Origin of the sequence: Micromonospora sp. MH33, from assembly GCF_003013775.1 — a bacterium.
GTDB lineage: Bacteria > Actinomycetota > Actinomycetes > Mycobacteriales > Micromonosporaceae > Micromonospora > Micromonospora fulviviridis.
Map to the genome: position 1 here is coordinate 1 of NZ_MUYZ01000101.1, position 20,059 is coordinate 20,059.

A 20,059-nucleotide genomic window follows, 5' to 3' on the forward strand; every position below is an offset into this window, starting at 1 on the left:
CCGAAGATCGCCGAACACCTGCTCGGCCCCCGCCTCTTTTCCGGCTGGGGCGTACGCACCCTCGCGCAGGGGGAGGGACGCTACAACCCGATCGGCTACCACGTCGGCACCGTGTGGCCGTTCGACAACTCCTTCATCGCCTGGGGGCTACGCCGCTACGGATTCCACCAGGAAGCCGGCCGCATCGCCGAGGGAATCATCGACGCCGCGGAACACTTCGACGGGCGGCTCCCCGAGGCGTTCGGCGGATACGAGCGGACGCTGACCAGATATCCCGTGCTGTACCCCACGGCGTGCAGCCCACAGGCGTGGTCCACCGGAACTCCCCTGTTGCTGCTGCGGACCATGCTCGGCATGGAGCCACGCGGCGAGCACCTGGTGGCCAGACCGGCTGTGCCCGCGGGCATGGGCCGGATCGAACTGCTCGACATCCCCGGGCGGTGGGGCAGGGCGGGGGCCCTCGGACGCGCCCACCCGGAGCGACGCTGACCGCACGGGCTCGCCCCCGAAGGAGAGCGAGCGCTGCACCAAGAGGCTGGTCGATCAGCCTCCTGCACAGGTCGCCACGACAAGTCGGCCCCGCAAACCGGGTTGCGTCCCGCAGGACATGCACGGCTGTCCAGCGCGGCCCCGTCGGTCTTCTCTGGGAGGTCACACCGCACCGCTCGACCACATCACCGCAGGTCAAAGCCCTCGGCTCCGTCCAGTGTCGGCTCCCAACAGGCTCCCCGATCTCGGCCCGCGAGACCGGCGGCACCTCGCGCGGGACCCGGACCGCCACCGTATCTGCTTCTTTTGCACGTCGATCGCCGCGACCCGCGGATACAGGACCTCCACGACGCCGCCAAGTGGGAGCCGAGCCGACAAGGCACCGCCCGCGGAACCCGTCAGGACCCTGGTCGCAGCGCCGCGAGCTGGATCTGCAGCGCCAGCCGGGTACGCGACGACTCCAGGTCGATGTGGGCGATCTCGGCGAGGCGGCGCATGCGGTGCCGGAGCGTGTTGGGGTGCACGTGCAACTGCCGGGCCGCCTTGTTTGGGTTACCCTGCTGCTCGAGCCAAGCGGCGACCGTTGCGACGTAGTCGGTGCCGTGCCTGCGGTCGTGGGCGACGAGGGTGGGCAGCGGCCCGCCGACCAGCAGGTCGGGCTGCGGTACGGCGGTGACCACGCGGTGCACCACCACGTCGGCCCAGACGTCCTCGAACCGCAGCACGGAACCGTGCTGCCGGGCCGAGCCGCGCAGCGCGAGCAGTTCCGCCGCCTCGGCGCGTGATCGGGGCAGGTCGGTCAGCTCGGCGGCGACGCCGCCGGACCCGGCGCCCAGCCCCGGGTCGTGCACGGCGATGTCGCGGATCAGCCGCTCCATCCAGAGCCAGGAGCCGGGCAGCTCGCCCCGGTCGACCACGACGGCGAGCAGGACGTCTCCGACATCGGCGATCAGCGGCTGGCGCCAACCGTGCCGACGGGTGATCGACTCCCAGAGGGCCAGGTTGTCGACGATCTCCCCGGTCCCCCCGTGCGCGCCGAGCGCGACGACCCGCCACGGCCCCTGGGGCAGGCCGAGTTCCTCGCGGCTCATCGGGGCGGGGGCACGCAGGGCGGCCTTCAGGCGCTCGGCGGACACCCGGCGGGCGACGTCCGCCTGCACCCGGAGGCGGAGCAGGTGCAGCGCCAGCACGGACGCCGTGCCTTGGAGATCGCGCAGGCGCTCGTCCGGCACCGGACCGTCCACGACGGCCCAGATCGAGCCGAGCAGCTCACCTCCGGCGCGGATCGGGATCACCAGCCGGGGAAGCGTCCCGTCCGGGCCCTGCGGTACGAAGACCAGCTGCCTACCCTTCGCCAGTTTGCGGAAAACGCCACGGGAACGGAAATGTGCGATCACATCACCGGGAACCCGCCGTCCGACGATGGTCGAAACCCGCGCGGGGTCGGTGCGATCTTGACGCGACGAGTAGGCGATCACCCGGTACTGGGCGTCCTCGATCGTCACCGGCGCGTCGACGATGGCGGCGGTCGCGTCGGCGAGCGCGAACAGCTCGTCGTACACCCCGGTTTCCCCGGTCTCCAGCGAGCCGGGCGCGACGGCCCGGTCGATCACGCCCCGGAGCAGCCAGACGAGCTGGGTCCACGACCCGTGGCTCTGCAACTCGACCAAGGTCAGGTCGCGATCGGCGGCGGACGAGGTCACGTCGGGGTGCGAGGCGAGCGGCGGCTTGAGGACGAGGCCGGCCGCCGCAGCCGCCGCGCAGCGCTCGATCACGGCATGGGCCTGATCAGGGGTGGCGATGCCCGCGCCGAGGACGAGGTCGCCGCTCTGACCGGTCGGCGCTTCGTCGAGTTCGGCGAGGGTCACGTCGCGGACCTCCGCCGCTCCGGCGGCGACGACGACCTTGAGCAGCGCGGCGCCGACGGCGTCGACGATGCCAGCCACGGTGATCATGACCGAATTGTGCCTCGGCATTGTTCGTTTCGACCAATCGTACGGACGAGCATTGGCCCGGCGGAACAATGACGTTCCGCCGCAGTGGAGACAGGATGGGGCCGATCTCAGTTGCCGCGAAGGAGACAACGGATGTCTGCCACCGAGTCCGCGCCCAGCCCTCAGCGCGTCGCCGTCATCGGTGCGGGGATGGTCGGGCTGGCCACCGCCTGGTTCCTGCAGGAGCGGGGGATCCAAGTCGCCGTGCTCGACCGCACGGGTGTGGCGGCCGGCGCCTCCTGGGGCAACGCGGGCTGGCTCACCCCCGGCATCACCACTCCCCTGCCGGAACCGGCGGTGCTCCGCTACGGCCTGCGCGCCGTCCTGAGCCCGTCGTCGCCGGTCTACGTGCCGCCGCGCGCCGACGCTCGGCTCCTGCGGTTCCTGGCGGGCTTCACCCGGCACAGCACCGCGGCTAAGTGGCGGACCGCAATGCAGGCGTACATCCCGATGAACCGCCGCGCGTTCGAGGCGTTCGACGCGCTGACGGCCGGCGGGGTCGACGCGACGACGCACGAGGCGAAGTCGTTCCTCGCGGCGTACCGGACCGAGGCCGAACGGGCGGTCCTGCTCGATGAGCTGGCGCACATCCACTCCGCCGGCCAGGAGATCGAATTCGACGTCCTGACCGGGGCGGAGGCACGCGAGGTCGAGCCTTCTCTGTCGGACGGCATCGGCGCCGCGATCCGGCTCCACGGCCAGCGGTTCATCAACCCCGGGGAGTACGTGCACGCACTCGCCGAGTCCGTCCGGGCGCGCGGTGCCGCGCTGGAGATCGGGGCGGAGGTGGTGACCGTTCACGACGAGGGAGCCGGGGTCCGCCTGGTGACCTCGGCCGGCGCGGACGAGCGCTACGACGCGGTGGTGCTGGCGACCGGCACCTGGCTCGGTGACCTCGCCCAGCGCTTCGGGGTCCGGACCGTCGTGCAGGCCGGCCGCGGCTACAGCTTCAGCATCCAGCTCGAGCACGTCCCGGCCGGTCCGGTGTACTTCCCGGCGCAGCGCGTCGCGTGCACCCCGCTGGGTGACCGGCTGCGCGTCGCGGGGATGATGGAGTTCCGCAACGCCGAGGCGCCCCTGGACCGCCGCCGTGTCCTGGCCATCGCCGAGGCCGCCCGACCGCTGCTGCGCGGCGCCGACCTGGACGCCCGCGCCGACGAGTGGGTGGGTTCGCGCCCCTGCACCCCAGACGGGCTGCCGCTGATCGGCCGCACCCGGTCGCCGCGGGTCTTCGCCGCCGGCGGCCACGGCATGTGGGGCATCACCCTCGGTCCGCTGACCGGCAAGCTGCTCGCCGAGCAGATCACCACGGGCCGGCAGCCCGCGGAGCTGCACCCCTTCGACCCGCTGCGCTGAGCCCTGGTCGGTCCGGCGGGTCGCTCGCGATCGCCGGACCCGGTCACCCCATGGTCGTCCCGATACATTCGCCTGACCGGCACGAGCGGGCGGAGCGCGACAGCGCTCCGCCCGCTCTTTTTCGCAAATTGGAAGGACTCCGAGGTGTACGTCGTGAGCAGGCAGGACGAGCTGGGTATGCTGCGGATCATCCTGGAGGAGCAGTACGAGCGGCACAGCACCCAGCTCGCGCTGCTGGCCCGGCAGGCCCGCCAGGCACCCGGTGACGAGGGCGACCTGGCCGCCGCGTCCGCGCTGACCGCGGCATCGCGACGGGCCCTGGGCGACATCGCCCGGGCGCTGCACTATCTGGAACAGGGCCGGTACGGAACCTGCGAGAGGTGCCACTGCGACATCCCGATCGAGCAGCTGGCGATCCGGCCGGCGGCCCAGTTCTGCACCACCTGCCAGCTGGAGGCTCCCCACCTGTCGGGCTCGTAGCTCAGAGCGCGGGCTTCCTGGTAATGGGCACGGCAACATGCTGGGCCAGCAGTATGCCGAGCAGTACCTACTCAGCAACGGGTGCCACCAGCCGTTCTGCACCCCCCATCGCCGCTCAGCGACGCCCGCCAAGCTGATGACTGCTCGACGGTGCGGGCGCCGAGGTCGGGGTCCATGTCGCGGACGTCCTTGGGCCGGTGGGTTCGGCGACGTGAGCGACGATGCTCCACCAGACGTGGTTGTCGAGGCAGCCGGCTTGAGTCACCAGCCACGGTTGGAAGCAGGTCAGGCTCGCTGACCTGCATCACAACGGGCATCTAGGTGGGGCAACCTTCCACCAGAGTCCGTGGACGTCCACCACCGCTCGTACCCGTCGTCACCCAGATAGTCACCCACCTCACGCTGTTATGGCAACGACGTTTGCGTGGGCCGCACACGGGTATGCGGCGCCATGATCGCGCTGCTCGTCGCCCTGTTACTCATCTGGCTGGTCCTGGTGATCGTCGGGCTTGTGGCCAAGGGCCTGTTCTGGCTCTTCGTGGTGGGGGCGATCCTGTTTGTCGCGACCGCGATCGTTTTGTGGGTCCGCAGGCGGGTGTAAGCCGCCTGCCAGCGGTGGGGTGCCGATGGGGGTGGCTCCGCCCGGGCACCTGAAGCCGAACTCGGAGGATCGCACCCACCCACCGGCTGGATTCAGACGTTGAAGCGGAACTTACGACCTCGTGCGCAATGGGTAGGGCGGTGAGCTGCGGTGATGGGACTTCGGCTACCAGGTGATCATGCGGTCGGACACCAGCCCGGCGACGGCGTCGATGGTCTCGGGCAACAGTTCACGGCGGCCGGTGAAGCGTTGAAGTTGTCGCCACCACTTCAGTTCGGCGATGGCGTGCTCGACGGAAATCCGTTGTGATGACTGCTGTTTACGTTCTGCTTCCCACGCCCTCTGACGTGCCGGTGGTGCGCCGGGGCGTAGTTTCAGTGGCGGCGCTACGGTAGTTGTCAAGTCAACCTGAGACAGGTTGTCGTCGGCGAGGGAGCCGAACCGGTCGGGGAAGTCGGGCACGTATTTCATCGTCTTGAACTGCGCTTCGGAGTACGGATTGTCGTTCGACGTCCGCGGTCGTGAATGCGAGCGGAGCACGCCGAGGCTCACCAGCATCTCGGACACCGGTCTGGACACCATGACACCACCGCGATCGGCGTGCAGAGTGTGCGGCTCGATCCCGTTGCGCCAGACCGCGTCGGCGAGGAAATCGCGGGCCACGACAGCGTCTTCACCGGCCGCGACGAGCCACCCGGTCACGTAACGGGAGTAGATGTCGATGACCACGTAGCAGCGATACCAGACGCCTTTGACCGGTCCTTTGAACGCGGTGATGTCCCACGACCACACCTGCGACGGGCCGGTCGCGACCAGTTTGGGACGCACCCGCGGCGGGTGGGTGGCCTGCCGGCGTCGTTTGCGGACCTGCCCGGTCGTGCGGGCGATGCGATACATCGTCGACAGGAAGCACCAGTACCGGCCCCTCGTCGAGTTCCCGAGCCCAGACCTGCGGAATCGCCAAATCGGCATACGCCGTACTGTTCAGCACGTCAAGGATGCGGACCCGTTCGGTGTCCGACAGCGCCGACGGCGGCCGGGTCCGCGGCAGCCACGGCCCGTGCACCGGCCCCAGCCCGCTGCGGCGGCGGTAGTGGGTCGCCCGTGACGGCCCCGTCAACTCACAGCCGCGTTGCACCGCTATCCCCGCCGATCGCAGGTCGGTCAACGCCGTGGTCAGGATCTGCTCGGCGGCGGATCGTTGTCCGCGCTCTCGGAGATTCTTCCAAGAGCGCGTGTGCTTTCCCATGATGTCCAACGCCATCCGGGTCTTCTTCAGATCAGCCTGCAGTTTCTCGTTCTGCCGGCGCAGCTTCCCCAACTCGATCTGCTCAGCCGTCTTCCGAACCGGCCGCCGCGATCCCGAGGATGAATCGTCGCTGCCACTGCCGGTCAGAGCGCCGGCATCGCGGGCTCTCGCCCACTCGATCAGATGCGACGAATACAAGCCTTCCCGCCGCAACACCGCCGCTTTCTCCCCATGCGGGGCATTCTCATACTCGGCGAGGATCCGCAGCTTGAACTCCGGACTGAACGCCCGCCGCGACGGCCGCGGCGCCGGATCAGACCCACCCGGCACGGGCTGGTCCGCAGAAGATGTCGACACGTACACCAGGATCTCCGATCCCGCCCTCGGTCAGCACCCCGCACTCACACGCGGTGTCTCACACCATCCTGACCAAGAGGGCCTCGGCGTCGAGGTAAGGCAGCCCCGCCGGGCCTCACGCGCAGGCGCACATTGTCCTGCGGTTCGCTTCTATGTCTCGGTCGAGGCAAGTGTCACAAGCTAGTTCATCAAGCGTACTCAAATAAGGGGGTTAATGGTTCTATCGCGGCTTGCGAAAAAGCTCATGGAACCACGCAACCATCGGGAGGCAAGAGCATGGCCACACTCAAGAGAATCCTCGCTCACTCGGCGATGGCCGTAGCGGGAGCGGCGATGCTCGTGGCGGTCAGCCCGACAACGGCCTCGGCGGCAACGCCCCGCAATGGGGTGTGTGAAGGGGGAGAAATCTGCTTCTACTACCTGGACAACCTCGGGGGATCGCTCTCGGACTTCACGGCCTCGGTTGACAACTACGGCACAACGCAACCCACCTGCTACGACTTCAAGTCCGCCGGGTCAGGGCAGGGTCAGTGCATCAAGAACAACGCTCGGTCGGCCTGGAACCGTAGTTCCAGGACTGTCCGCGTCTACTACAACAGCTATTACGGTGGCACGTATGACGACGTGGCGGCCGGCACGTGGCGAAACTTCAACAATGTCTACGACAACAACGCATCACACAAGTTCCTCTGATCGCTAACGCCGAGTTGCTATACCGAAGCACAGAACGCGCATCGGGCCCTCCTGCCACGCCGGCAGGAGGGCCCGATGAGGTGGCGAAGCGAGCAAGCGGGCGTGCCGGACGGCCGCAGCTTCCAGTGAAGAGCCAACGCTTTGTAACTACGGACGCTCCGGCCCACCGGAGGCGAGCCCCACCCGGGTGGCCACACCGCCCGCACACCAGGCGGACTCTTTTCGGCCTCTCCGGCCGGGGGATGTTGTATCGCTGGCGTAGGTCGTAGTCACACTCGGCGCACACAGCAGATCCGCTCGGCGGGCCTGCTGCGCCGTCCAGTACGGCCAATCCGCGGACAGGGCGAGCGTTTTCAGCACCACGCCACCGGCCTCCGGCTGAATGATGTGGAAGGCGAAGGCCGGCCAGTCATCGTGATCTGGTCGATGGACTCCTTGAGCGACGGCATCCACCGAACCAGGTGCGGCAGGTCGTTCTTGGCGATCCGGCGGATAGTCGAGTGGGTGAGATCATGGCCGCCGACGCAGAGGCGAGGATGCGAATGGCCGACAAGGTGACGGACGACGACCGGCAGGACGATCAGCAGCCGGACGGCGAGGATCCGCTCAAGGAGCCGCGACAGGGACGGGACGGGTGGCCGCCGTACGACACTGCCCGCGTCGGGTAGCAGCCGTACCAGGGCTTGCTGAACAATCCGGCGTTCTTGCAGCAGCTTGGCACCGCGAGCAACTTGCTGCACTCGCCACTGATCGAGAACTGGGCGAAGGTCACTGTCGATCTACCGACCGCGCAGATCCGGACGAGGCTAGCGGCCATCCAGGGCTACCCGCTCCAGAACCTGACCGGGATCAGCTCGGCCGTCGCCAACTGGGAGAAGATCAGCGCCAGCCTCCGCAGGCTTGTCGCTGACATCGCCCCCTCCTGACCGGCGTCACGCCGGCCGGCTCGACCCGCATGCCGACCAGCGTGAAACACTCAAGCCCAACCAAGCCGACAACGCCAAACCCCTGGTCAACCACCCTCACCAGCCGAGCTTGACAACCGCCGCTTACGTTGGTCAGCCCAGTCGGAGGGTGGCCGTGTACATCGGAAACGTGTCGTCCTCGTCGAGGTCGCCGAGCGTCCAGCCGGTGCCCTCGGCCAGTCCGCCCAGCTCCTGCGGGGAGAGCATGAGCAAGTCGAACCAGTCGCTGCTGACATCCTCGAAGCGGACCCGCATCCGGTGCTGACCAAACATCCGGCCGGCGGCGACGTTGCCTTCGCCGTACCGCTGGTGGGCGGCGTGGGTGAGGCGGTACGGGTTTACTCCGGCCCCGATTATCCGGGCGCCGGACCGTGCCAGCCGGGTCAGCGAGGAGAGGATGTGACGACCCGCGGCGCGGCTGCCCAACAGACCGAGGTTGCCGCCCAGCAACAGGAAGGTGTCAAAGGTGCCCAGCTCGGCGGGGAGCGCGCCCAGATCGGCGAGTTCGACATCAACGCCGAGGGAATGGGCCACGGCGACCATACCGGGCGAGTTGTCGACGCCGCGGACCTCGAGTCCCCGCCGCATCAGCGCCCGCGCATGCCGCCCGGCTCCGCAACCGAGGTCGAGGACCATTCCGGTAGCCGCCAGCGGGGCACGCCGCTCGACCTCGGGCCAGGTGGTGTCCTCAGACAGGTAGATCGCGGCGTCGTTGACGGTCAGCATCCCGTCGTCGCGCTCGAGCACCGCATGGGCGATCCCGGCATAGGACCCTGCGCGGTGACACGCCTGGACCGCCGCCCCGATGGCGTCACCGCCGGCGGGCGCAACCGTCGTTGTCGTCGTTGTCATGGCAACCTCTCTCAAGCCGGAGTGGAGGTGCCAGGACGCGCTCAGTCGCGCCCTGGCACCAGCGGGCCGCCATGATGGTCAGTGCCCGCACCTCGGCTCGGTTGTCGGACCGGACTCGGATGAGCCGGACTTAGCCGTCGATGAGGTCCTCGACCGAGGCGCTCACCTCGTTGGTCACGTAGTACTTGGCGATCTCCTCGGCGCGCCTGTCACCGGAAAAGATCTCGTCGAGTTCGGCGTCCGAGGGCGTACCAGTCGTCTTGATCATGGATCTTCCTTTCGTAGCGGCGGCCGCCGTCCGATTCCGGGGCCAACTGTTATGTGGTTACTGCGTGGTGCCGTTTTCGGTAGAACCCGTGGCGGCTGGTTCCCGGCACCAGCCGGGTGACCAGTGCCGGAGGCGTCACCTGTGCGACAGGTGCGCGCCGTGAGTGCCATCGTCGGACCGAAGGGAAGTGCCGTCGCCATACCGGAAGAAGAGGTAGTACGGCTTGGCCGCCGCGATCACGCTGTCGACGGCGCCGAGACCGCGGTCCAGGGCCGCCAGAGGCAAGTCCTCGCGCGTGGCCTCCCAGCATGTGGCCACCATGTCGAGCACAAGATCGTCGTTGATCGCTGCGATGCTGAGACCGTCCCGCTGTGCGGTGATCCTGTCGTTGATCTCCCAGGCCCGGTCGTTGAGGTCTCCGGCGTTCGCCCAGGCGGGCTGCGTCCGAGCCCAGGCCAGCGCCGCCTCGTCCGGCAGCACTCCCGGGCCCCAGCGATAGCTACGCACCAGGAACCTGACGAGCTGTTCCCGGACGGACAGCCGGGATCTCTCCCCCGCGGTAGTCCACTCCTTGAGGAACGGCAGCTTGGCGGCGCGCCCGGGCCATCGATAGAAGCCCCGGTGCGCACCGTGCCGCAGCGCGGTCTCCGTGGTGTCGCCGGCCGGCTCGGCTCCTCGATCGCCGCACTGTGCACGACATTCTGCCTCGATCCTCTCCAGCACGAGCTCTTCGTAGCGGCGGGGATAGTCCTCCCCCATAAGCTGCATGACTCGCAGCCGGTTGATATCGGCCGTACGCGCGCCCGGGTCGCCCGCCGCACGGCCGGCCGCGGCGATCTCCCAGACGTGCAGGTAACTCGTCCGTGCGCAGCGCTCCGGCAGCACCGGAGCGGTGGTGTCACGCTCCGGCATCCCGGTCATAACCTTGATCAGGGCCCAGGCGTCGTCCCGCTTGGGATCCTGGCGGTGGCTTCTGCAGAACCGCATGAGTTCCTCCGCCCGCGCCGCCGGCATCCCTATCGAGGTGGCGAGCGACGGAAGCAGGCCGTAGGACCGATCCGAGAAGTGCCGCCGAGACAACGCACTGACCAGATCGTCGCACTCCGCTTGATCGCACACGCCGTCCCCGACCGCCAGTGCGAGCGTGGCCCTCATCGCCACGAGCGTCTCGGATAGCGGCCGGAAATCCTCCTCAGCCGGGCTGTGCAGGAGGCAGACCTCGTCGTCGGCCTCCAGCTCACCGTCCCGGTATGCGGCGAATATCCCGCCGATCCCGACCATCCCGAAGGGATGCAGCTCCACGGCGCGCAGGGCGCCCATGCTCGACGCGCCGAAGACACGAACGCCGCGGTCGAGCAGTAGCAGAATCTCCTTGTGCCGGACAGCACCGACCTGGTGAAAATAGCCGTCGATAATGCCTACGACGTCGCCGGCGCGCAGGTCGCTCCGGAGCAGATCGCCGGCGGCGACCGGCGGCAGCACTTTTATACCGGTGTCGCGCAACAGATCGGCCGCGCCGGGCAGGGTAGGCCCGACATGAAGAATACGTTGCACTCTTTCCTCGTCTCTCAACGTTTTCGAGACAGTTCAGTGAAGTGCCTTGTATCGCATTCCAGGGCACACCGCCAGCACCACGGGGACACCTATGTCGTCGCGGGTGAGATTCACGTAGACAGGCGGGGCACCAGTCGAATTCAGGATTCGACCGGTGACCTCGCGCACCTCTTCGGCGGTGTCAGAAATGCGCACAGATTCCACGGCGGTGAAATCTAGCCGGTCACTCTCGTATGACCGTTGCGCCGCCGGCGGCGTGCCTGTCGATCGGTAAGGCTTCTTGCCAAGGTCGTCGCGCGATCCGGCTATGGCGGTCGTCCGCGATTGAGCCGCCTCCGTCAGCGCCCGGGAAAGCGCGACCGCGGCGTCGAGATGCGAGCCGATCCCACGAAACGATACGGGGAGGGCGTCGTCCCAGATAATCGCGTCGAAGGTCGGCACGGCAACCTGACTCGGCAGCCGGCGCACGCTGACGTTCACACCCGCGACGTCGAACAGCTCCAGCGTGGTGCGGACAGACGGCGCATCGACCGTGGACAGGTCCAGCTTTTGTGGCCGCGACCCGTCGCCGCCGAACGCCGCCCGGACGATCGCGTCGCGCTCGATCACCTCGTACATGCCGTGCAGCAGCGCTTCGTCGAGTGTGTTCCCGCTGGCCAGGCCGTTGCTGCTCGGGTAGAACAGGGGTGGCTCCCAGGTCCGGGAAACCCGTCCGTCCAGGACGAGTAGTTGCGCCGGCACCTGGGTGGGAGTCCCGGTGTCCACGCTCTGGGCCGGCAGCCACGTCACGCGGCAGTCGTCGTGCAGGAAGTGCCGCTCGGCGAGGGTCAGCTCCTCCGGGTCATAACCGAGCCCCGGACGCATTTCCCCGACAGTGGCCTCCGTGGACGGCAATGCGGGGCGCTCCGCATGCCATACCTCAATGCCCTCCATGACTGCGGAGATTCGCGCGAGCAATGGAGTGACGCCTTTTCCCTGAGAAACCGACAGCGACCAGCTGTTGGGCCGTATAGCCTGATAGACTGAAATGCCGATGGTATCCAGCCAGGTTACGTCGGCAATCCTGGTGATGCCCACTCTGGGTAACACCGGCTTAATCCATTCCCAGGTCTCCTCGGGCGCCTGAGTCCGATGAGTTCCGTCTAATATGACCTTTTTTGTTCGCGAAGCCGGGACAAGCAAGTGGCCTCTCTTCCTAAGTCAATGCGAGAACGAAAAGGACCCTTACGACCGATGTTCAAAGACTATTGGCTGCGATGCGAATCCGTCAAGGGGCGTTGCTAACGAACGTACGACCAGGGATCAAAAAGTTGATCAATGTCGGCGGGATGGTCTTGGGGTGATCGTGACGGAATGATGTCGGCCTGTGTCGCGCCTTCTGGAGAACTTCGCTGACCTGGTCGAGCACTGAACTGATCTCAGCGACGCGAGAGTGTTGATTGGTGCGACACGGGCGAAAGCGGCGAGGTCGGACGGTGCTGGAAGTGGGCGTGGGCCCTCGGTAGGTAGTTCTCACCACAAGATCACCCACACGGTGAGGACCTCGACGACGTTGCAACTGTCCGCCCGCAAAGGCATCATCACCGTCCGGGCCGGCAAGAACCGCAAGTACCGGGAAATCCCCGTACACACCGGCCTGCACGAACACCTGAAACTCTGGATCAACGACGAACGGCCCACCTGGCCCGGCGCCGACAGCCCCGCCCTGCTGCTCAACCAGCGCGGTGGCCGGCTCTCCGACCGCGGTGCCCACGACATCCTGCTCACCATCGCCGACGAAGCCGGCATCACCGCCGACTTCACCGGCGGCCACGTCCTGGCCACACCTTCGGCACCCGCGCCGGAGTCCCGTTCGGGTGGGTGACCGGCGACGAGTTCTACGGCGCCGACCCCGGCCTACGCGCTGACCTGGAACACCCCGGGATCGGCTGCGTCCTGGCCGTCGGCTGCGACCGATGCGTGGCGGTCAACGACGGTCGCACCCTGATCCGCGTCGACGACCTCGCCGAGCGAATCCTCACCGCCGAATGGCAACCGCATAGTTGCGGGCCCGGCGCGAAAGGTCCCCGCGACTACCTCTGGGCGTGGATCACCACCACCCGCCCCGGTGGCTGCTCATCCGCCGCAACCGCACCACCGGCGAGCTGGCCTTCTACTTGTGCTGGTCACCTCGTCCAGTGCCACTGGACACCCTGGTCCGGTTGGCCGGCTCCCGCTGGAGCATCGAGGAGCCGTTCCAGACCGGCAAAGGCCAGGTCGGCCTGGACCACTACCAGGTCCTCGGCTGGACCGGCTGGCACCGGTTCATCACCCTGGCCATGCTCGCCCTGGCCGTCCTGACCATCCTCGCCGCCACCACACAGCAACCCGACACCGATCCGGAGATCATCGCGTTGACCGTCGCCGAGATCCGCCGACTCCTCAACGCCTTCATCCTCGTCGCATCGCTACCGCCAGCCCACACCCTGCACTGGTCGATCTGGCGGCCAACATCCCAAGCCCGAGCCCGACAATCCCACTACCAGCGCAGACAGGCCAAGTGACGTTGGAGTATTAATCCACATCACATTTACCTAGCGGTGATCGAACTATTAATCGGCTTGGCAATATAGCCGACACGCATAGTCGACAAGAAGTGCCATAGCCTTTCCCCTGGCGCGGGAAATTCTCGCGAATCAAGGGAAGGGAGACCCCGATGCCAGATGTGGATCTGGGATTGGCCTCAGACTGGGATGAGGGCGACACCCATGGGCGAATCAAGCTGCGGCAGAACCAGTGCTACCCGGACTCACCCAAGAAGGACGTGCTGATCAGCTCCCCGGTCAGCATCGAACTGTCGGTGAACACCAACTACAGCACCAGCCAGGAGGCCGACAAGATCTTCTTTACTACCCACCACGGAAACCAGAAGAAGATCATCGCCATCCTGGATTCCGACGGCAATCTAAAGATCGCCGGCCGCGTCACGGAGATGCAGACGAATCTGCAGTACTGATACCACCCAGACGTGATCCCCACGGGAGCGCTCGCGTCGGCGGGTGCTCCCGTGCCGTGCCAGGCAGGTCTGTCGAGCTAAATGGGGTGCTCCACCTTGGCCCTGGAGAGCGGACCCGTTCCACCGGTGAAATGACGGTGACGGGTAGCAGAGGGCCGATGGTGGTGGCGCTACGCCGATGGAACCGCGTGGTCACCATGAGCCCGCCGGTGGAGCGCCCGCCGTTACTGCCTGCTGTGGTCTTCTCATACCAGCGGTAGGCCGGCACGCGGCGGACCTCCCCGTGTAGCAGGCCCGCCTGCGCCGCGGGCGTGGGTGGCGGGAAGCCCGGTATGCCAGCGGGTCAACCGGTGGCTGCGCGAGCGCAGCCACCGGCCGATCGTGGGAAGGTTGCCGGCACGGATGGCCCACTGCAACAGTGGTGCCGACACGCCGTCGAGCTGGACGATGAGTAAGCCGCCGGCTGCCTGCGCGTCGCGTTTGCGCGGTCGTCGCCGCCATACCGGTCGCCAGCGGCGCTCCGGCCGACGCCGCACTCGGGTCATCAGCCACAGCAGCTCGCTGACGAACGCGTCATCGGTTCCGGCGTCGGCGAGCCAGTTGATGACTGCGGCGAGGGCTACGGCGAGCCACGCCGCGGCGAATGCGTCGGCGAACCCGGCCACCTGTGCACCTGGGTCGAGGCGCAACGCGACGTACAAGACGACAGCCTGCACGCACACGCCGATGGCAAGAGCGCCAAGTCCGCCGAGCCCGGTGGCCAGCGCGAAGAGCAGCGGGCGCAGCACCGCGCCGATCCCGGCGACCAGGCCAACCAGCCACAGGATCGCGACCAACCCACTGGCCGTGACCCCGGGCAGCAGCCACAGCGTCGCGCTCAGCACCGCGAACGAGGTCGCCATGCTGCGCAGCAGCGCGCGGACTCGCGCTACCGTCGGCCGGTAGTCGCGCAGCACGCGCAGGCCGACGCGGACGGCCTCGAGCAGCCCGCGGCGTGCCTCGCGGTCCCCGTCCGGCAGCATTTCGTCACCATGCCATATCGGAGCTGTCAAGATCGGTGAGTGGGCATCAGCCATTCAGGCGGTCGCCAGCCACGGCGCCGTTCTAAAGCCCGACATCACCCCACACCTGAGACGGATCCTTGCCGCTGACTGTGCCCTTCCCGCAGACAGGGATCTATGTCGGGTCACGCGCTCTGCCCCGTTCCGGCCTTTATGCATCATTACCTACGCGAGGACGACGAGACCGTTGCGCCGATCTACCGGTACGCGGGACGTGGGGACACCCGCCGGCAACCGCCGCGGGGCTGACACTGAAGCGTGCGGGTCTCGCGCGGTTTCAGGCGAGCGGGTGGGCGGTTGCCCGTGCCGCGGCGGCAAGCGGCACGATGTCAGGCGTGACCACGCCAGCCCGCCCGCCGCTCGCCGTACTAGACGCGGTGCTGGAGCGGCTGACATACGTCAACGAGGAGACCGGGTACACCGTCGCCCGCGTGGCCACCGACCGCGGCACGGACCTGCTGACCGTGGTCGGGGCGCTGCTCGGCGCGCAGCCTGGTGAGACGCTGCGCCTGCACGGGCGGTGGTCATCGCACCCGCGCTACGGCCGGCAGTTCGAGGTCGACTCCTACACCACGGTGCTGCCGGCCACGATCCAGGGCATCCAGCGTTACCTCGGCTCCGGCCTCGTGAAAGGTATCGGGCCGGTGTTCGCCGAGCGGATCGTCGCCCATTTCGGCCTGGACACCCTACGGGTCATCGAGGAGGAACCCGCCCGCCTGGTCGAGGTGCCGGGCCTGGGCCCGAAACGCACGGCGAAGATTGCGGCGGCGTGGGAGGAGCAGAAGGCCATCAAGGAGGTGATGGTCTTCCTGCAAGGCGTCGGGGTGTCCACCTCCCTGGCGGTGCGGATCTACAAGCAGTACGGCGACGCGGCCACCGACGTGGTCACCAAGGAGCCGTACCGGCTGGCCGCGGATGTGTGGGGCATCGGCTTCAAGACCGCCGACACCATCGCCCGCTCCGTCGGTATCCCCCACGACAGCCCGCAGCGGGTCATGGCCGGCCTGCAATACACGCTGTCCGAAGCCACCGACAACGGGCACTGCTACCTACCCGCTCCGGAACTGGTCGCCGACGCGACGAAGATCCTCGACGTGCCCGCCGACCTCGTCGCCCGCTGCCTCGACGACCTGGTCGCCGACGAGGGCGTCGTCCGCGAGACCCTGACCGCCACCGACGGGGAGGCGGTGCAGGCGGTGTATCTGGTGCCGTTCCACCGCGCCGAGCAGTCCCTCGCCAGCTCCCTACACCGGCTGCTCGACACCCCCGCCGACCGGCTGCCCCACTTCACGAACGTCGACTGGGGCAAGGCCCTCACGTGGTTGAAGGCCCGCACCGGCAACGACCTCGCCCCGGAGCAGGAGCAGGCGGTCCGCCTCGCGCTGACCTCGAAGGTGGCGGTGCTGACCGGCGGTCCAGGCTGCGGCAAAAGCTTCACCGTCCGCTCCATCGTCGAACTCGCCGCCGCGAAGAAAGCCAAGATCACCCTCGTCGCGCCGACCGGCCGCGCCGCCAAACGCCTCTCGGAGCTCACCGGCCACCCGGCCGCCACCGTGCACCGACTACTGCAGCTGCGCCCCGGCGGGGACGCCTCCTACGACCGCGACAACCCCCTCGACGTCGACCTGCTCGTCGTCGACGAAGCCTCCATGCTCGACCTGATCCTCGCCAACAAACTCGTCAAAGCCGTCCCACCCGGCGCGCACCTGCTCCTCGTCGGCGACGTCGACCAACTCCCCTCCGTCGGCGCCGGCGAAGTCCTCCGCGACCTGCTCGCCGCCCCCACCATCCCCCGGGTGCGGCTGACCCAGATCTTCCGCCAAGCCACCCAGTCCGGCGTCGTCACCAACGCCCACCGCATCAACGCCGGCCGCCCACCCCTCCTCCAAGGCTTACCGGACTTCTTCCTGTTCGCCTGCGACGACACCGACGCCACCGCCGCCCTCACCGTCGAGGTCGCCTGCACCCGCATCCCCGCCAAGTTCCGGCTCGACCCGCGCCGCGACGTGCAGGTCCTCACCCCCATGCACCGCGGCCCCGCCGGCGCAGGCGCGTTGAACACCCTGCTGCAGCAGCGGCTCACCCCGTCCCGAGAGGGGCAGCCGGAGCGGCGAATGGGCGGGCGGGTGTTCCGGGTCGGCGACAAGGTCACCCAAATCCGCAACAACTACGACAAGGGCCAGGCCGGCGTCTTCAACGGCACCCTCGGCATCGTCACCGCCCTGTCCGCCGAGGAGCAGACCCTGACGGTACGCACCGACGAGGACGAGAGCATCGACTACGACTTCGACGAACTCGACGAGCTGGCGCACGCCTACGCCATGACCATCCACCGCTCCCAAGGCTCCGAATACCCCGCTGTCGTCATCCCCCTGACCACCAGCGCCTGGATGATGCTGCAACGCAACCTGCTCTACACCGCCGTCACCCGCGCCAAACAACTCGTCGTGCTCGTCGGCTCCCGCCGAGCCCTCGCCGCCGCGATCCGCACCGTCAGTGCCGGACGCCGCCACACTGCCCTGGACCACCGACTCACCCGCCTGTGACACCTGCCGCTGGGATCGGTTGAGCAGGGCCGGCCGGGGTCACAAGAGTTGTGGGACGGAACGCCGAGCGCCCCGCCGGCCTTGGGCACCGCCGACCGGCACGTGTTCCTGACGCCATTCGACCGTGACTGCGCCGTCGTTGGCCTTGAGGCGGCGAGAGGCGGACGTTGACCGCCACCTATGCTCGCCGCCATGGCCCGACGTCTCGCCGCTTCGGTGGCTCTCCTCGCCGTGCTCGCCCCAACCCCCGCCTGCGACCCGGCGCCCGCCACGGGCGAATCGACGCCGACACCGTCCGCCACGGCCCTGGTCGCTCCCGCGCCCACCGATGGCGGCGCCGCACGGAAGCTGCGAGACCGGTACGCCGCCACCCAGCGCTTGGCCGGACTGGCCGAAAAACCCGCCTACAAGGACGAAAAGCTCGACTCCGACGGGGTGGCCTGCGGCCGACCGCTACCCCTGCTGAACCGACGCCTCGTCGCAGTGACGCACGTCTTCGGCACTCCAGACGGCACCGCGCCCGAGGAGTTCGTTGAAGTCACCCAGGAGACCGTGGTCTACCCGACCGACCCAGTGGCGGCCGAGGCCGTACGACAACTATTCGATCTGTTGGAAACCTGCGACCGGGACGTAGAGGCGGGCCAGGTAACCGACGGGCACACCGCTACCGACCAGCCGGCCGCGGCCGGCGTACCCGGCCGAGCGGTGACCGCCACCATGAAACTTCCTGACGGCACGCCGTTCCCCCACCGCTACGGCTGCCTGCAGCACCGTCGGGTGGTGCAGTGCGTCGCGGTCTGGACTCGCTCGAAAGAGAACACCGCAGCGTGGTACGAGAAGGCGATCAACGCAACTGGAGAGGGGCTGCGTGCCTGAGGACCTCCCTGGGAACGGGGCGCGCTGGCGGGCAGCGGCGGCAACCCCGGCAAGCAGACTGGCGAGGTCGCCACGCTCCTTTTTAGGCTCTACTAACCTTCTCGTGGGTCAGGTTTCATGATCGTCCGGGTAGTGGTGGGCAGAGATTGCCGCGGCGGAGGTTGGCCATGGTGATTAGTGATTTGGCGCTGCGGTAGCCGTAGGCCTGGCGGGTCAGCACCCGTAGGTGGACGTTGTTGCCTCGATCCGGGCGTTGGGCAGGCCGCTGTCGAGCATGTTGTGGATCGCGGGCAGGTGGCGGCGGATCGCGTGGGCGAGTTTGACGAACGGGGCGAGTTTGGACCGGCTGGCGCAGCGCAGCCAGCCCTGCAGCAGCAGCCGTCCGTCGGCGCCCTTGACGGCGATGACCTGCCGGAACTGTTCTTTGAGCAGGTAGGTCCGGTACAGCGGCTTGTTGGTGGCCTGGATCGAGGCGAGGGTGGGCTTCTGCTTGTCGGTCAGGTTCTGCGGGTTCTTCCACATGGCCCACTGGGCGTCTTTGAGCTGCGTGGAGGCCGGCGTGCGCCCGCCTTTGCCTCCTCGGGCGCTGTTCCACACGGCCCGGCGTACCTTGTCAAGGGCGTCGGTGACCCAGGCGACCAGGGTGGTACGGGTCCAGGCAGCGCACCGCCCGCGGCCCTCGTTCGGCCACGACGTCTCCGATCCAGCCCGCGGCGTCGGCCGACACGTGCGTCAGCGCGGCCGACCGCTCGGGGCCGAGCTCGTCGAAGAACGCGGCGATGGTGGCCTTGTCCCGGCCATCGCGTGCCCACACGAGGCGGCCGGTGTCGTGGTCGACGACCAGGGTGAGGTAGCGCTGGCCCTTGCGGTAGGCGACCTCGTCGATGCCGATGCGGCGCAGCCCCGGCCAGCCGGTCGAGGCCGGCTTCGGCCGCGTCGACCACGCGGTTGACGATGCCGACCACGCTGCGCCAGGCGATGCGCAGCAGCCCGGTCACCGCCGACGCCGACATTGCAGCCCGCGTCGGCGGCGACCATCAACCCGGCGTTCGGATCACCCCCGCGTGCGCGGGGAGCAGTACTCGGCGACGGTCAACCCGTCCGGGACCCTGGGATCACCCCCGCGTGCGCGGGGAGCAGGCCACCGAGGTCACCGCCCGGGAGCGGGAGTCGGGATCACCCCCGCGTGCGCGGGGAGCAGAGGCGACCAAGGCCGAGCTGGACGCGCTTCACCGGATCACCCCCGCGTGCGCGGGGAGCAGCAAGCAGACCATCGGCCTGCACGTAGTCCAACAGGGATCACCCCCGCGTGCGCGGGGAGCAGGTCGGGTCCTCGTACGAGCGGGGCCGGAACGGGGGATCACCCCCGCGTGCGCGGGGAGCAGCCGATACCCGAGTTGATCGCCCCGATGACCCGGGGATCACCCCCGCGTGCGCGGGGAGCAGGGGAAGACGATCGCCAGCCTGCTCGCCTTCATCGGATCACCCCCGCGTGCGCGGGGAGCAGAGCGTGTCGATCGCGACCCGGGTGAAGGCCCCGGGATCACCCCCGCGTGCGCGGGGAGCAGGACCTCGTCGACGCCGCGAACAACCCAATCACCGGATCACCCCCGCGTGCGCGGGGAGCAGATCCGGGTGTCGTGCCATGTTCCGCACCGGGTTTGATGGAGACATCGAAACCTGGGAGGAACACCAGCGATGCCCGCACCGAAGAAGTACAACG

Annotated in this window: 21 protein-coding genes, 1 pseudogene and 1 CRISPR repeat array; of the genes and pseudogenes, 12 read left to right on the forward strand and 10 right to left on the reverse strand. The window is 68.2% G+C overall.

Annotated elements, in window-relative coordinates; translation table 11 throughout:
• Nucleotides 1-489: pseudogene (locus B0E53_RS17115) on the forward strand (amylo-alpha-1,6-glucosidase); the annotation flags it as partial.
• 398 nt (nt 490-887) lie between these two features.
• Here the strand turns inward: B0E53_RS17115 and B0E53_RS17120 are convergent.
• On the reverse strand, nt 888-2,444 hold the full coding sequence (locus B0E53_RS17120) for a helix-turn-helix domain-containing protein (protein ID WP_107076987.1): 1,557 nt from the start codon (nt 2,442-2,444) through the stop codon (nt 888-890).
• A 132-nt stretch (nt 2,445-2,576) separates the two neighbouring features.
• Here B0E53_RS17120 and B0E53_RS17125 point away from each other — a divergent pair, with 132 nt between their 5' ends.
• From B0E53_RS17125 to B0E53_RS37625, 3 genes are all read left to right on the forward strand, one after another.
• The gene (locus tag B0E53_RS17125) at nt 2,577-3,839 is read left to right on the forward strand and encodes an FAD-dependent oxidoreductase (protein WP_107076988.1); all 1,263 of its coding nucleotides are present in this window, start codon (nt 2,577-2,579) and stop codon (nt 3,837-3,839) included.
• A 153-nt stretch (nt 3,840-3,992) separates the two neighbouring features.
• On the forward strand, nt 3,993-4,319 hold the full coding sequence (locus tag B0E53_RS17130; RefSeq protein WP_146167688.1) for a TraR/DksA C4-type zinc finger protein: 327 nt from the start codon (nt 3,993-3,995) through the stop codon (nt 4,317-4,319).
• Between the two features lie 451 nt (nt 4,320-4,770).
• Entirely contained in the window at nt 4,771-4,920 is a 150-nt protein-coding gene (locus B0E53_RS37625; protein WP_168215344.1) for a hypothetical protein, read from the forward strand.
• A 165-nt stretch (nt 4,921-5,085) separates the two neighbouring features.
• Here B0E53_RS37625 and B0E53_RS17135 read toward each other — a convergent pair whose 3' ends face one another.
• Together B0E53_RS17135 and B0E53_RS37630 are read right to left on the reverse strand one after the other, a co-directional pair.
• Nucleotides 5,086-5,712, reverse strand: a complete 627-nt coding sequence (locus B0E53_RS17135) for a DDE-type integrase/transposase/recombinase (protein WP_168215345.1) — start codon at nt 5,710-5,712, stop codon at nt 5,086-5,088.
• Complete coding sequence (locus B0E53_RS37630; protein ID WP_168215346.1) at nt 5,594-6,532, reverse strand: transposase; 939 nt, start codon at nt 6,530-6,532, stop codon at nt 5,594-5,596. Before B0E53_RS37630 ends, B0E53_RS17135 begins: the two co-directional genes overlap by 119 nt.
• A gap of 270 nt (nt 6,533-6,802) precedes the next feature.
• Here B0E53_RS37630 and B0E53_RS17145 point away from each other — a divergent pair, with 270 nt between their 5' ends.
• The 3 genes from B0E53_RS17145 to B0E53_RS17150 all read left to right on the forward strand — a co-directional run bounded on the left by B0E53_RS17145 (nt 6,803) and on the right by B0E53_RS17150 (nt 8,145).
• Nucleotides 6,803-7,219, forward strand: a complete 417-nt coding sequence (locus B0E53_RS17145) for a peptidase inhibitor family I36 protein (protein ID WP_107076991.1) — start codon at nt 6,803-6,805, stop codon at nt 7,217-7,219.
• Nucleotides 7,220-7,719: 500 nt separating this feature from the next.
• Nucleotides 7,720-7,887 (forward strand): hypothetical protein, encoded by a 168-nt coding sequence (locus B0E53_RS38685; RefSeq protein ID WP_210406098.1) that lies wholly within the window; start codon nt 7,720-7,722, stop codon nt 7,885-7,887.
• Between the two features lie 15 nt (nt 7,888-7,902).
• Nucleotides 7,903-8,145: a hypothetical protein gene (locus B0E53_RS17150; protein ID WP_107076992.1), complete on the forward strand. Its 243-nt coding sequence runs from the start codon at nt 7,903-7,905 to the stop codon at nt 8,143-8,145.
• A 132-nt stretch (nt 8,146-8,277) separates the two neighbouring features.
• Here the strand turns inward: B0E53_RS17150 and B0E53_RS17155 are convergent, their stop codons facing one another.
• The 4 genes from B0E53_RS17155 to B0E53_RS17165 all read right to left on the reverse strand — a co-directional run bounded on the left by B0E53_RS17155 (nt 8,278) and on the right by B0E53_RS17165 (nt 12,040).
• On the reverse strand, nt 8,278-8,931 hold the full coding sequence (locus B0E53_RS17155) for a class I SAM-dependent methyltransferase (protein WP_168215349.1): 654 nt from the start codon (nt 8,929-8,931) through the stop codon (nt 8,278-8,280).
• Between the two features lie 235 nt (nt 8,932-9,166).
• A complete protein-coding gene (locus tag B0E53_RS37640; protein ID WP_168215350.1) occupies nt 9,167-9,304 on the reverse strand; it encodes a hypothetical protein in 138 nt (45 codons plus the stop codon).
• Between the two features lie 135 nt (nt 9,305-9,439).
• Nucleotides 9,440-10,858 carry a TfuA-like protein gene (locus tag B0E53_RS17160; RefSeq protein ID WP_168215351.1) on the reverse strand — a complete coding sequence of 473 codons (1,419 nt, stop codon included), beginning with the start codon at nt 10,856-10,858 and terminating at the stop codon, nt 9,440-9,442.
• Between the two features lie 33 nt (nt 10,859-10,891).
• A complete protein-coding gene (locus B0E53_RS17165) occupies nt 10,892-12,040 on the reverse strand; it encodes a YcaO-like family protein (RefSeq protein WP_107076995.1) in 1,149 nt (382 codons plus the stop codon).
• A gap of 352 nt (nt 12,041-12,392) precedes the next feature.
• On the opposite strand from B0E53_RS17165, the gene B0E53_RS17170 reads away from it, so the two are divergent.
• The 3 genes from B0E53_RS17170 to B0E53_RS17180 all read left to right on the forward strand — a co-directional run bounded on the left by B0E53_RS17170 (nt 12,393) and on the right by B0E53_RS17180 (nt 13,853).
• The gene (locus B0E53_RS17170; RefSeq protein WP_168215353.1) at nt 12,393-12,722 is read left to right on the forward strand and encodes a tyrosine-type recombinase/integrase; all 330 of its coding nucleotides are present in this window, start codon (nt 12,393-12,395) and stop codon (nt 12,720-12,722) included.
• A 220-nt stretch (nt 12,723-12,942) separates the two neighbouring features.
• Nucleotides 12,943-13,401: a hypothetical protein gene (locus tag B0E53_RS17175; protein ID WP_210406099.1), complete on the forward strand. Its 459-nt coding sequence runs from the start codon at nt 12,943-12,945 to the stop codon at nt 13,399-13,401.
• Nucleotides 13,402-13,553: 152 nt separating this feature from the next.
• Nucleotides 13,554-13,853 (forward strand): DUF6342 family protein, encoded by a 300-nt coding sequence (locus B0E53_RS17180; protein ID WP_107076996.1) that lies wholly within the window; start codon nt 13,554-13,556, stop codon nt 13,851-13,853.
• A gap of 245 nt (nt 13,854-14,098) precedes the next feature.
• Here B0E53_RS17180 and B0E53_RS17185 read toward each other — a convergent pair whose 3' ends face one another.
• Nucleotides 14,099-14,875 carry a phage holin family protein gene (locus B0E53_RS17185; RefSeq protein WP_168215354.1) on the reverse strand — a complete coding sequence of 259 codons (777 nt, stop codon included), beginning with the start codon at nt 14,873-14,875 and terminating at the stop codon, nt 14,099-14,101.
• 365 nt (nt 14,876-15,240) lie between these two features.
• On the opposite strand from B0E53_RS17185, the gene B0E53_RS17190 reads away from it, so the two are divergent.
• Both B0E53_RS17190 and B0E53_RS17195 read left to right on the forward strand, forming a co-directional pair.
• Entirely contained in the window at nt 15,241-17,460 is a 2,220-nt protein-coding gene (locus B0E53_RS17190; RefSeq protein WP_107076998.1) for an ATP-dependent RecD-like DNA helicase, read from the forward strand.
• Between the two features lie 192 nt (nt 17,461-17,652).
• Nucleotides 17,653-18,336, forward strand: coding sequence for a hypothetical protein (locus B0E53_RS17195; protein ID WP_107077002.1), 684 nt, complete (start codon nt 17,653-17,655; stop codon nt 18,334-18,336).
• Nucleotides 18,337-18,549: 213 nt separating this feature from the next.
• Here B0E53_RS17195 and B0E53_RS40135 read toward each other — a convergent pair whose 3' ends face one another.
• On the reverse strand, nt 18,550-18,933 hold the full coding sequence (locus tag B0E53_RS40135; RefSeq protein WP_281492873.1) for a transposase: 384 nt from the start codon (nt 18,931-18,933) through the stop codon (nt 18,550-18,552).
• 16 nt (nt 18,934-18,949) lie between these two features.
• The gene (locus B0E53_RS40140; protein ID WP_107077000.1) at nt 18,950-19,237 is read right to left on the reverse strand and encodes a transposase; all 288 of its coding nucleotides are present in this window, start codon (nt 19,235-19,237) and stop codon (nt 18,950-18,952) included.
• Between the two features lie 150 nt (nt 19,238-19,387).
• A CRISPR array of direct repeats spans nt 19,388-19,965; the repeat unit is 28 nt; unit sequence GGATCACCCCCGCGTGCGCGGGGAGCAG.
• Nucleotides 19,966-20,059: the final 94 nt, after the last annotated feature.